This is a genomic window from Rhodococcus sp. PML026 (genome assembly GCF_000963615.1).
Lineage (GTDB): Bacteria > Actinomycetota > Actinomycetes > Mycobacteriales > Mycobacteriaceae > Rhodococcoides > Rhodococcoides fascians.
The window spans coordinates 819,632-832,059 of the sequence record NZ_KQ031376.1 but is presented as its reverse complement, the minus strand read 5'-3'; the positions used below and the strand labels follow the sequence as shown (position 1 = coordinate 832,059).

Below are 12,428 nucleotides of genomic sequence, written 5' to 3'. Positions count from 1 at the left end.
TTTCAGGAAGGTGGGGGTGAGGGATCAGCCGAACGGAATCTGACCGAGGACGATGCCGACCGCCAGCATTGCGAGGGAGACGACCACCGCTCGCCACAACACCTTCTTGTGGTGATCGGCCAGCGAGACTCCGGCCAGGGTCACCAGGAGCAGGATGGCCGGAACCAGCGGGCTCTGCAGGTGGACGGGCTGACCGGTGATCGAGGCACGGGCCATCTCGACCGGGTCGATGCCGTACTTCTCGGCGGTCTCGGTGAGCACCGGCAGGATGCCGAAGTAGAACGCGTCGTTGGTCATGAAGAACGTCAGCGGGATGCTCAGGATGCCGGTGATGACGGCCAGGTACGGGCCCATTCCCGGCGGGATGACGTTGAGCAGCCACTCGGCCATGGCCTCGACCATGCCGGTGCCCTGGAAGACGCCCGTCAGGATTGCTGCGGCGAGCACCATGGCGACGACGGAGACGATGGAGGACGAGTGCCGAGCGATCGCGTCGCCCTGCTCCTTGACCTTCGGGAAGTTGACCGTCAGCGCGATCGAGGCAGCGATCATGAACAGCACCGGGATGGGAAGAATGTCCATGACCAGGATGACGAGGAGAACGACCGTCAGAGCAGCGTTGAACCAGAGCAACTTCGGGCGCAGCGTGTCGCGATTGGGGTCGAGACCGTCGAAGAATTGACCCGATTCGCCGGAGCCGTCCGATCCGCCGGTTCCCGCTCCGCCGGTTCCCTTGCCGCCCTTGCGGATGCTTCCGCCGCCGCCCGAGGAAACAAGTTCGGGTTCGTAGATCAGCTTGCCGATGCGTCGACGCTCCATGATGCCGAGGTGAACGGCGAAGAGCAGCACGATGATCAGGCCGACGATCATCGACGGAACCATCGGAACGAACACGTCGGACGGGGAGATTCCCAGAGCGGATGCAGCGCGAACCGTCGGGCCGCCCCACGGGATGATGTTCATCGTGCCGTTGGCGAGTCCGGCGACGACCGTCAGAATGACCGGGCTGACACCGAGTTTCAGGTAGAGCGGCAGCAGTGCGGACGTGACGATGATGAAGGTGGTCGAGCCGTCGCCGTCGAGCGAGACGACCATGGCCAGAATGGCCGTTCCGACAACAAGTTTCATCGGGTCGTTGCGTACGACACGCAGGATGCCGCGCACCAGTGGGTCGAACAGTCCGACGTCGATCATGATTCCGAAGAAGATGATGGCGAAGAACAGCAGGGCCGCGGTGGGGGCCAGGGACTTGATGCCGTCGGTGATCATGTCACCGATGCCGAGTCCCGCGCCGGCCAGCAGACCGAAGATGACGGGGACGAGGGTGAGTGCGACGACGGGCGTGGCTCTCTTGGTCAAGATCAAGAACATGAAGGCGGCTACCATGAGGAAGCCGAGTATCACCAACATCGTGCACTCCTTCTCGAAATGTGTGAGGTGGGTCCGGTTGGACTGCGTGTTGTGACTGAAGTTACGTAACCGGCATCACATGTTCGCCGTTGTGCGCACTACCCGCGCAAGCAACGTAAAGAGTCTTTTGCGCATTGTGCTCGAGCAGCTCTCGCTCTAGCCTTGGCTGGTGCGATTGAGGACTCAAGTGCTGCTGCTGCAGGCCGCGTTGGTTGCGGTGGCGCTGGCAGTGGCGTTCGGAGTATTCGCGATCAGCAGTGGCGAACAGGCCAGCGAGGAGTACGGCGAGCGGGCACTCGCGGTCGCGCGGACCGTGGCCTCCGACCCCGAGGTGCGTTCGCTCGTGGGGCAGTTCTCGGCCGCGGACACCGCGGGCACCGATGCTGCGCCGGCCGGAGTGCTGGCAGGCGGTGCGCTGCAACGGACGGGCGAAAGCGCCCGGGAGCGCACCGATGCTCTGTTCGTCGTCATCACCGACGACCGGGGACTGCGCCTGGCACATCCGGATCCGACCGTCCTGGGACAACGGGTGAGCACCGATCCGTCCGGGGCGTTGGCCGGCAACGAGGTCGTCGAATCCCAACGCGGCACACTGGGCGACTCCGTCCGTGCCAAAGTGCCCATCCTGGCTCTCGGCTCGGCGAACGTCGTGATCGGCGAAGTGAGCGTCGGAATCTCCACGACGGCAGTGCGAACCGAGCTGGTGAAGGATCTGATCAACGGCGCACTGGTCACCGGCGCAGTGCTGCTGTTGGGTGTGCTGGGCTCGATCCTGCTGGCGCGCAGGTGGAAGCGGCTGACCCTGGGCCTCGAACCCGAGGAACTCGCCGAGCTCGTGCGCGAGCAGGAGGCGGTGCTGCACGGCATCGGCGAAGGCGTGGTGGCCGTCGATCCGGACGGCATCGTCACCGTCGTCAACGACGAGGCGCGCACCTTGCTCTCGATCGAGGGGAAGCCGGGAATGCGCGTGGAGGACATCGGTCTGACGCCCAGATTGCTCGAGGTCATCGAGATCCCTACGGGCGAGCCGGTACTCGCGGCCGTCGACGAGGTCGTCGTCATCGCGGCTGCGCGAAAGGTGCTGCGTGACAATCGAGATCTGGGAACGGTACTCACCGTGCGAGATCGAACGGACGTGGAGGCACTGACGCGTCAACTCGACGCGGTGCAGTCGATGTCCGCGGTGCTGCGCGCCCAGCGACACGAGTTCGCGAACCGGATGCATCTGGTCAGTGGGCTGCTGCACGAGGGCCACCCCGATCGGGCGTCGGAGTACATCGACGAGATTCTCGGTGTCGGACCGAGATCGGAGGCGGTCGAGGGCATCGATGCGGTCTCCGACGCCTACCTACGTTCCTTCCTCACGGCCAAGGCGGCACACGCGCGCGAGAGTGGCGTGCGACTGGTGTTGGGGGAGAACACCTGGGTCGGTGGAGAACTGGTCGGACCGGTGGATGTCACTACCGTGCTGGGCAACCTGATCGACAACGCGATCGATGCGGCACGGCTCGGTGCACGTCGACCTGCCGAAGTGGAAGTGGAATTGGTGCAGGAGGATTCGACCCTGCATATCGTCGTCGTCGATTCGGGCGACGGCGTTGCGTTGGCGCCCGAGCAGGTGTTCGTCGAGGGAGTCTCGACCAAATCGACGGCGGACACGCCGGGTGGCCGAGGCGTGGGACTGGCACTGAGCCGACAGATCGCGCGAACCCGTGGCGGAGAGGTGACGTTGGCCGATGCCGGCGGGCAGATCACGGCCGACAACGATCGCGGGGGCGCAGTGTTCATCGCCTCGATTCCCGACGCACTACTGATCGAAGAGGTGACGCAATGAAAGTTCTCGTCGTCGACGACGACTTCCGGGTCGCAGATCTGCATGCCGCACTGGTGAATTCGCTCGACCAGTACGAAGTGGCCGCAGTGGCGACGAGTATCGCCCAGGCGCGCGAGCTGCTGACGACACAGTCGTTCGACCTGGCACTGGTGGACGTGTATCTGCCGGACGGGTCCGGTATCGACCTGGTGAGAGAACTACCGTGTGACGCGGTGGTGCTCTCCGCTGCTGCGGATCAGGCCACGGTGCGCTCGGCGATGACTGCGGGCGCATGGACGTATCTGATCAAGCCGTTTCCACGCTCGGCGCTGGTCGATCGCCTCACCGGGTACCTCGGCTACCGCGGCGCGCTCGATCGTTCGGACGAACTGACTCAGGCGGACATCGACGGTGGGCTCGACGCCCTCCGCCCGCGCGCTGCGGCTCCGTTACCGGCCTCGCAGTCGGTCACCCGCGACCTGGTGCTCGACGCGGTGCGCGGAACGGCGGAGCCGATGTCGGCCGGAGAAGTTGCTGCGGCCATCGGCATTTCGCGAGCGACGGCCCAGCGGTATCTGGCCATCCTGGTGTCCAAGGGGCGGTTGCGAATGCAGCTGCGGTACGGATCGACCGGGCGTCCCGAGCAGGAGTACTCGCTACCGCCGGGTGCGTGACATCGCCACGACCGCAGCTCCGACGAGCGAAATGGCCGCGGTGATCAGGGCTGCAGTGTTCCAGCCCGTGACCAGAGCGGACGCGGGATGATCGCCGGCAGGCACGGCGACCACAGCAACCACGGTGACCCCGATCGCAGACCCGACGTAGCGCGCGGTGTTGTTGGCCCCGCTGCCCATTCCGCCGCGTCCGGGCGGGACGCTGGCCACAGCCTCGCGTCCCAGCGCGGCGTTGAGGACGCCACTGGCGACGCCTGCCACGAGCAGCCCCGGCAGCAGCCGTGGCCAGGAGGCGTCCGCGGCGAGGCCCGTCAACATCACCATGCCCACTGCCACTCCGATCAGGCCGGCGGCGAGCTGGGTGCGGCCGCTGACGGCGGCCGGGATGCGCCGAGCCAGCAGGGCGGTGACGACCGAGGTCGCAGACCACGCGAACAGCAGAATCGCTGCCCCGAGCGCATCGATGCCGAGCGCGGTGCCCACGAACCCGGCCAGGTACGACATCAGAGCGATGATCCCGCCGCCCGTGGCCAGGGCGGCGACCGTGGCGGCGAGAAACGGTGGATGCCGAAACAACATGAGATCGAGCATCGGGCTCGCACTGCGCAATTCGAGCGCGACGAAGGCCAGCAGCAGTAGCGCGGCGAGAACGAACAACACGATGGGAGTCACGGCGGTCCACCCCTGCCGACCCTCGACCAGCGCGGCCAGTAGTGCGCCGATGCCCGTGGCCAACAGCACCGCGCCGACCGGATCGAGGCCGCGCGGGGCGTCGGACATGGATTCTTCGACGCGCAGCTGCGCGACGACGGCGAGCACGAGAGTGGCGATCGCGAGGACCACGTACGCCTCACGCCAGCTGGCCCACCGGTCGAGAAGCGCGGCGAGCAGCGGGCCGAGCGCGATACCGGCCCCCACGCTGGCACCCCAGACTCCGCTGGCCTTGGCGCGCACCGGCCCGGCCGGGTGCGTGTGCGCGATGATGCCGAGGCTCGATGCGACGACCGCGGCACCGCCGAGGCCTTGCAGGATGCGGGCCAGCACGAAGATGAGGGTGTTGGGAGAGACGGCACAAACGATTGCGCCGACGGCCAGAACGACTGCTCCGAGCACGAAGGTGCGGCGACGGCCGAAGTCGTCTGCGACGGTCCCGGTGGTGAGCAACGCGGCGGCGAGACCGATGCTCATCGAGCTCAAAATCCAGGTCCGTCCCGCCGCGTCCGACATCAGGTCCAGCGCGGTGCTGTTGATCGTCGCGAGCGGAGCGGTGAACGCCATCAGCGTCAACAAGGTGCCCGATGCGGCGACGGCCAGTGCGCGGGTGCCGTTCGTGGTGCCGGCGGGCGTGGGTGCAGTGTCGGTCATCGTCGTCTCTCTGGTCTGGTGATCGAACTGTAAACGGCCAACTTGGTTCGGTCAACAGACTGTACGATCGGCGCATGGCACTCGGAACCGACTACGCCCGCCAGGACTGCCCCTTGGCCCGCGCGCTCGAACTCGTCGGCGAGCGCTGGACCATGCTCATCGTGCGCGACAGCTTCTTCGGGGTCCGACGCTTCGGCGACTTCCAGGTCCACCTCGACATTTCCAAGGCAGTCCTGGCTCAACGGCTCGGCACCCTGGTCGATGCCGGATTGCTCGACCGGCAAGCCCGAGCCCACGGCGGCGGCCACGACGACTACGTCCCGACGCACGCCCTCGAAGGACTGTGGCCGGCCGTCTACGCTCTGAGCTACTGGGGCGAGAAACAGAACCCGAAGCCCACGGGCACACGTCGCCGGTTTCTGCATGCGACCTGCGGGACAGATCTGGGACCGCTCGGACTGTGCCCCGAGTGTGGCGTCGCGCCCGGCCCACGCGACATCGATACCGACATCGGACCGGGTTACGACCCGGACAACCGATCCGACGCGGTATCGACGCAGCTTCGAACGCGCCGACGGCTACTGGCACCTCTGCGCTGAGCGAGGCGCATCAGTTAGGGACGTGAGCCTCGTGCCCGAGGTGGCGTAGCGCTGCTCGAAGCTTGTCGGCAGCCTCGTCCTGTGACTCCGCGGACGGGTTCGGATCCGCACCGGAGATATCGAAATTGCCCATGTCGTACGCCGGAAACACGTGCAGATGCAGGTGCGGCACCTCGAGACCGGCGATCAACAGCCCGGCCCTGGGCGCGTCGAACGCCGTCCTGACAGCCTGACCGATGATCTGCGCGACGACAGTGATCTTGGCGAACACGGCACCGTCGACGTCCTGCCACTGATCGATCTCCGCACGCGGAACCACCAACGTGTGTCCCTGAGTGACGGGGGCAATCGTCAGAAACGCCACGACGTCGTCGTCTTGCCAGACGAACCGTCCGGGAATCTCACCTGCGATGATCTTGCTGAAAATAGAAGCCATGGGGACAGAATGCCTTATGAGCTGTGCCTCTTGGTCACTCCGCAGGCTGCGCTCCTGTCCTCCCAGGTGATTGCCAGGTTCGTCGCAGCGTGGGTCCAGCTGCACACACGAGTGTTGCCTCATGACAACGAACTACCTCGCCCGAGCAGCAGGCCACCGGCCCGGCTCGAACGCAACGGCCACGCTCGAGGTGGTCATCCCGGTGTACAACGAAGAGGAGGATCTCGAGCAGTGCATTCGTCGACTGCACGAGCATCTCGAGGAAAGGATCCCGTTTCGGTCGCGGATCACCATCGCCGACAACGCAAGTACCGACGGCACCCTTGCGGTGGCGCATCGGCTCGCCGACGAGATCGACGGAGTTCGGGTTCATCACCTCGACGAGAAGGGACGCGGGCGGGCACTCAAAGCGGTGTGGCTCGCGTCCGACGCCGACGTCGTTGCCTACATGGATGTCGATCTGTCCACCGACCTCAACGCCCTCATGCCGCTCGTCGCCCCACTGCTGTCGGGTCACTCGGACCTCGCCATCGGCTCTCGGCTGAACCGGTCGTCCCGGGTCGTTCGCGGAGTGAAACGTGAATTGATCTCGCGCAGTTACAATCTCATCCTGCGCACCTCGCTGCGCGCCCGCTTCTCCGACGCTCAGTGCGGGTTCAAGGCGATGCGCACCGATGTTGCTCGCCAGTTGCTTCCACTCGTCGAAGACACCGGATGGTTCTTCGACACCGAACTGCTGGTCATCGCCGAGAAGGTCGGCCTACGGATTCACGAGGTGCCGGTCGATTGGGTCGACGACCCCGACAGCAGCGTCCACCTCCTCGATACCGCCGTCAAGGATCTGCAGGGATGCTGGCGCGTCGGTCGTGCCCTTGCGACCGGAATGCTCCCCGTCGCCGAACTGCGTCGAAGCCTGGGACGGGAGCCGCTCGTGGCCGGTGTACCGCACGGAATGATCGGCCAGCTGGTGCGATTCGGCATCATCGGTGTCGCGAGCACCGTGGCCTACGCACTGCTGTATCTGGTGCTGCATCCCATGATCGGAGCACAGGCCGCGAACTTCGCCGGACTGCTCATCACCGCGATACTGAACACAGCGGCCAACCGTGCCTTCACTTTCGGCGTCCGAGGGCCCGCGAGCGCGGGTAAGCACCAGCTGCAGGGTCTGGCGATCTTCGGTGTCGCGCTGCTGATGACCAGCGGCTCGCTCGCGGTACTGCACGCCTGGTCCCCGGACGTGTCGCGGCACGTCGAACTGGCCGTTCTCGTCGTCGCCAATCTCGTTGCTACCGTGTGCCGATTCGTCGCACTGCGGTGGGTCTTCCGTAGTCCGGAGCCCGATCCTTCGGTGTCCGATCTTTCGGTGTCCGATCCTTTGGAGGAGAACCGATGACCACGACGATCGAACGGCCGTCCGCGGCCGCGCCGACCGAGCCGGCGACCTCCCGGCGGTGGGAACTTCTCGGGTTGGTCACTCTGCTGATCGGCACCGGCGTGGCATACATCTGGGGACTCGGTTCCTCGGGTTGGGCCAACTCCTTCTATTCCGCAGCGATACAAGCAGGTTCGGTGTCGTGGAAGGCGTTCTTCTTCGGGTCCTCCGACGCGGCCAACTCCATCACCGTCGACAAGCCGCCGATGTCACTGTGGCTGATGTCGTTGTCGGTGCGGGTGTTCGGTCTGAACACCTGGGCGATGCTGGTGCCTCAGGCGCTCCTCGGAGTCGCCTCCGTTGCGCTGCTACGAGCCGTCGTCGTCCGCCGATTCGGTGCGGCCGCTGGGCTGCTCGCCGGACTGGTGCTGGCGCTGACTCCCGTTGCCGCACTGATGTTTCGGTTCAACAATCCCGACGCGTTGCTGGTGCTACTGATGATCGCCGCCGTCTGGGCCATGTTGCGAGGCGTCGAATCGGGAAAGACCAAGTGGCTGTTGATCACCGGTATGTTCGTCGGATTCGGCTTTCTCACAAAGCATCTTCAGGTGATGCTCGTCGTGCCGCCGCTGGCCTTGACGTACTTGATCGCCGGGCCGCCCAAACTCGGCACTCGAGTGCTGCAACTGTTCGCCGCACTCGGAGCCATGATCGTCTCGGCCGGTTGGTGGTTGCTGATCGTCGAATTCTGGCCGGCATCCTCGCGGCCGTGGGTCGGTGGCTCGCAGAACAATTCGATTCTGGAACTGACTCTCGGCTACAACGGGTTGGGCCGACTCAGCGGAAACGAGACAGGAAGCGTCACCCCGGGCGGTGGTGGTGGCGGGTCGATGTGGGGCGCGACCGGCATCCTCCGCATGTTCGACGCCTCCCAGGGCGGCCAGATCGCCTGGCTCATTCCCGCCGCATTGTTGCTGCTGGTAACTGGACTTGTGTTGCGAGGCAAAGCCCCTCGCACCGATGCGCAACGCGCGTCGTTGATCGTCTGGGGCGCATGGCTGCTCGTCACCGGTCTGACGTTCAGCTTCATGGCCGGCATCTTCCACTCGTATTACACGGTCGCACTCTCGCCTGCCGTCGCTGCGCTCGTCGGTATCGGCAGTGTGATGCTGTGGCGCGAACGACAGCGGTTGTGGGTCCGGATCGCGATGGCTCTCGCGGTGGCGTCGACCGTCGCACTGGCGTGGGTGCTGCTCGGCCGTAGCGCGAGCTTCGTGCCGTGGCTGAAGTGGGCGATCCTGGTCGTCGGTGTGGTGGCGGTGGTGGCTCTGCTTATACCGGCGCTCACTCGCGGCAGGCTCGCCGCGGTCGCGATTCTCGCGGTGATGTTCGCCGGACTGGCCGGGCCGACGGCGTACGCGGTGGACACGATCGGCACCCCGCACACCGGATCGATCGTGTCCGCCGGGCCGAACACCGGTATGCGCGGTTTCGGCGGCATGGGTGAGGGCCGGCGCGGGCAGGGTGGTCTGCCGGGTGGAATGCAGCTGCCTCCCGGTGCACAGATGCTGGCCGGGATGCAGCCACCGGCGGGACTCCCGGGTCAGGCCGGCCAGCTGCCGGGCGGTGCCGAGATGGGCGGCGGTATGGGTGGACTGCTCGAGGGCAGCACCCCGACCGCCGAGGTCACCGCGATGCTCGAACAGGACGCCGCCTCGTACACCTGGGTTGCGGCGGCCATCGGTGCCAACACCGCGGCGGGCTATCAACTGGCCACCGAGGATCCCGTCATGCCCGTCGGCGGCTTCAACGGAACCGACCCGTCGCCGACCCTCGACGAGTTTCAGCAGTACGTGGCCGATGGCCGAATCCACTACTTCATCGGAGGCGGCGGTATGGGTGGCAGGGAGTCGGGTTCCTCGGCCGAAATCTCGGCGTGGGTGACCGAGAACTTCACCGCGACCACCGTCGACAACGTCACGCTGTACGACCTGACACAGTAATCTCGCCATCCCCGACGGGCCCCGCATCACGACAGGTGCGGGGCCCGACGGCGTCGAGCAGATAGTCTGATGCACTGTGCGCGTACTCGTCATAGGTTCCGGTGCTCGTGAGCACGCCCTTCTACTTTCGTTGAAGGCCGACCCGTCGGTCGACAAGCTGTTCGTCGCTCCCGGCAATGCAGGCACGGCCACGCTCGCCGAACAGCACGCCGTCGACGTGGCATCCGGTGAGGCGGTGACGGCACTGGCCACGAAGCTCGAGGTGGACCTCGTCGTCATCGGACCCGAGGTGCCCCTGGTTCTCGGAGTGGCCGATTCTCTGCGCGAGGCCGGCATCGCCACGTTCGGCCCGTCGGCCGACGCCGCACGCATCGAAGGATCCAAGGCGTTCGCCAAAGACGTCATGGCAAAGGCCGGCGTGCGAACCGCACACAGCGAAATAGTCGACTCGCCCGCACTGCTCGATGCCGCCCTCGACCGATTCGGCCCCAACTGGGTCGTCAAGGACGACGGACTCGCAGCAGGCAAAGGCGTCGTCGTCACCACCGACCGCCTCGTCGCTCGCGACCACGCCGCCGAACTTCTCGAAAACGGTCACCCGGTACTGCTCGAGTCGTTCCTCGACGGCCCCGAAGTGTCCCTGTTCTGCCTCGTCGACGGCGAGACCGTGGTGCCGCTGCTGCCCGCGCAGGACCACAAACGCGTCGGCGACGGAGACACCGGCCCCAACACCGGGGGCATGGGCGCGTACACCCCACTCCCATGGTTGCCCGAAGGTGCCGTCGACGAGATTGTCCGTGACGTGGTGAAACCCGTTGCCGCCGAGATGGTGAAGCGTGGTGTGCCGTTCTCGGGTCTGCTGTACGCCGGCCTCGCGATGGGTGCCGACGGCCCGGCCGTCGTCGAATTCAACTGTCGCTTCGGTGATCCCGAGACACAGGCGGTGCTGGCCTTGCTGGAGTCGCCGCTCGGCGAGGCGCTGAACGCGACGGCAACCGGCACGCTGGCGTCACTGCCGCCACTGCGCTGGAAGGACGGCGCGGCGGTCACCGTCGTCATCGCCGCCGAGAACTACCCCGGTCGCCCCCGCACCGGTGACGAGATCCTCGGCTCCGAGGGCGAAGGCGTCCTGCATGCCGGCACCGCTGTGAAGGACGGCGCGGTCGTCTCCGCGGGTGGACGCGTGCTGAGCGTCGTCGGCACCGGATTCGATCTCACCGCCGCCCGCGACGATGCGTACTCCCGGATCGCCGGAATCCGTTTGCCGGGCAGTCACTTCCGCACCGACATCGGCCTCGCTGCCGTGGAAGGGCGCATCTCGCTGTAGGTCGATGCACGCAAAGCAGGTGTGCTGAGTGTCCACTATTTGCCGTCGTGCACGGGATCCCAATCGTCGGGGCTGAAAGTGGACGCTGAGCCCAGTTGCTGGGGCTAGGTGTGCTGAGTGTCCACTATTTGGCATAGCACACGGGATCCCGATCGCCGGGGCTGAGAGTGGACGCTGAGCCTAATTGCTGGGGCTAGGTGTGCTGAGTGTCCACTATTTGCCGTAGCACACGGGATCCCAATCGTCGGGGCTGAGAGTGGACGCTGAGTCCCGTTGCTGGGGCTAGGTGTGTTGAGTGTCCACTATTTGGCATAGCACACGGGATCCCAATGGCCGGGGCTGAAAGTGGACACTGAGCCCAGTTGTCCACAGGCATTCGCGTTGTCCACATTTCTCGCATCGGGCTCCCGCGAACAGTTCTCGAGCGCAAAGCTGTTCGACCATGGGGGTATTCACGAGGCAGCAACTACTGGACAGTGGCGTCAGCGCAGGGGCAATCGACTATCGGGCCAGGGTCGGCACACTGACTCGGCTGTTACCGGGCGTCTACTGCACGGGCGAGCCGTCGTTCCGAGACCGATGCGTGGCCGCAACGCTGTGGCAACCGGATGCAGTGCTCAGCCACCTGACTGCGGCGTGGTGGTGGAACCTGATCGATTACGAACCCGAACAGGTGCACATCACCGTGCCCCGCAGCACGCGAGCGCGGTGCCCTTCGTGGCTGCGCGCGTATCGTCGCACCATTCGAGAGACGAGTTTCGTCGACGCCCTCCCTGTCGTGACGATCGAGCAGTGCATCGTCGACGTGTCGGCGTCACTCGGTGGAGCAGCCCTGGAACCGTTCGTCGACGCAGCGCTCAGCGGGTCCGTCAGCAAACGCGGATTGGCGGCGCAATGCGCGAAGTCGGCCGGAATGGCAGGAGTCACCGAAGCGAAGAAGCAGCTGCGACAGTGCTGCCCACGCACGCTCTCCGAACCGGAACGACTGGTGGCCCGCGCACTCACCGCGGCAGGCTACTTTCTCGAGATCAACGCGGCGGTGGGGCAGTACTTCGCCGATCTGTTGGACCGTCGAGCCCGGGTGATCATCGAAATCGACGGCCGTGAATTCCACAGCGCGCCGGGGGTGTTCACCAACGACCGTGTGCGCCAGAACGCACTGCAGCTCGAGGGGTGGCTCGTGCTGCGATACTCGGCCGCGCTGGTGATGACCGACCTCGACGCCGTGGTGCGCCAGATCATCGAGACCGTGCGACGTCGCCGGAAGGCACTGAGCTGAGTGTCCACTATGTGTGGCCGGAGGCGGGATCCCGTGCCTGCCGCGAAATTGTGGACAGTGAGCTCACCTGTTCGACCCAACTGTGCTGAGTGTCCACTATTTGTGGTCGGAGGCGGGATCCCGTGCTTGCCGCGGAATTGTGGGCACCCA

Annotated in this window: 10 protein-coding genes; 7 read left to right on the top strand and 3 right to left on the bottom strand. The window is 65.8% G+C overall.

All coding sequences use genetic code 11. The annotated features are described in order from the left end of the window. Positions 1 to 24 precede the first annotated feature (24 nt). Positions 25 to 1,410, bottom strand: a complete 1,386-nt coding sequence (locus VF34_RS23440; protein WP_032374219.1) for a CitMHS family transporter — start codon at positions 1,408 to 1,410, stop codon at positions 25 to 27. Between the two features lie 169 nt (positions 1,411 to 1,579). Between VF34_RS23440 and VF34_RS23435 the strand changes: the two genes are divergently transcribed. Both VF34_RS23435 and VF34_RS23430 read left to right on the top strand, forming a co-directional pair. Further along, positions 1,580 to 3,244 (top strand): sensor histidine kinase, encoded by a 1,665-nt coding sequence (locus VF34_RS23435; protein ID WP_032374220.1) that lies wholly within the window; start codon positions 1,580 to 1,582, stop codon positions 3,242 to 3,244. Then, on the top strand, positions 3,241 to 3,897 hold the full coding sequence (locus VF34_RS23430; protein WP_032374221.1) for a response regulator: 657 nt from the start codon (positions 3,241 to 3,243) through the stop codon (positions 3,895 to 3,897). The genes VF34_RS23435 and VF34_RS23430 overlap by 4 nt, the downstream gene beginning before the upstream one ends. On the opposite strand, the gene VF34_RS23425 is transcribed toward VF34_RS23430, so the two are convergent. Next, a complete protein-coding gene (locus tag VF34_RS23425; RefSeq protein ID WP_032374222.1) occupies positions 3,880 to 5,262 on the bottom strand; it encodes an MFS transporter in 1,383 nt (460 codons plus the stop codon). The two genes, VF34_RS23430 and VF34_RS23425, sit on opposite strands and share 18 nt — an antisense overlap. Positions 5,263 to 5,336: 74 nt before the next feature. Here VF34_RS23425 and VF34_RS23420 point away from each other — a divergent pair, with 74 nt between their 5' ends. Continuing rightward, complete coding sequence (locus VF34_RS23420; RefSeq protein WP_032386391.1) at positions 5,337 to 5,861, top strand: winged helix-turn-helix transcriptional regulator; 525 nt, start codon at positions 5,337 to 5,339, stop codon at positions 5,859 to 5,861. Between the two features lie 10 nt (positions 5,862 to 5,871). Here VF34_RS23420 and VF34_RS23415 read toward each other — a convergent pair whose 3' ends face one another. Next, entirely contained in the window at positions 5,872 to 6,297 is a 426-nt protein-coding gene (locus VF34_RS23415) for an HIT family protein (RefSeq protein WP_045842073.1), read from the bottom strand. A gap of 121 nt (positions 6,298 to 6,418) precedes the next feature. Here VF34_RS23415 and VF34_RS23410 point away from each other — a divergent pair, with 121 nt between their 5' ends. The 4 genes from VF34_RS23410 (at position 6,419) to VF34_RS23395 (ending at position 12,278) form a co-directional block, all read left to right on the top strand. After that, positions 6,419 to 7,690, top strand: a complete 1,272-nt coding sequence (locus VF34_RS23410) for a bifunctional glycosyltransferase family 2/GtrA family protein (RefSeq protein ID WP_045842072.1) — start codon at positions 6,419 to 6,421, stop codon at positions 7,688 to 7,690. After that, entirely contained in the window at positions 7,687 to 9,672 is a 1,986-nt protein-coding gene (locus VF34_RS23405; protein WP_045842071.1) for a glycosyltransferase family 39 protein, read from the top strand. The genes VF34_RS23410 and VF34_RS23405 overlap by 4 nt, the downstream gene beginning before the upstream one ends. A gap of 76 nt (positions 9,673 to 9,748) precedes the next feature. Beyond that, on the top strand, positions 9,749 to 10,999 hold the full coding sequence (purD, locus tag VF34_RS23400; protein WP_045842070.1) for a phosphoribosylamine--glycine ligase: 1,251 nt from the start codon (positions 9,749 to 9,751) through the stop codon (positions 10,997 to 10,999). A gap of 442 nt (positions 11,000 to 11,441) precedes the next feature. Next, positions 11,442 to 12,278 carry a DUF559 domain-containing protein gene (locus VF34_RS23395; protein ID WP_045842069.1) on the top strand — a complete coding sequence of 279 codons (837 nt, stop codon included), beginning with the start codon at positions 11,442 to 11,444 and terminating at the stop codon, positions 12,276 to 12,278. The last annotated feature ends 150 nt before the right edge of the window (positions 12,279 to 12,428 follow it).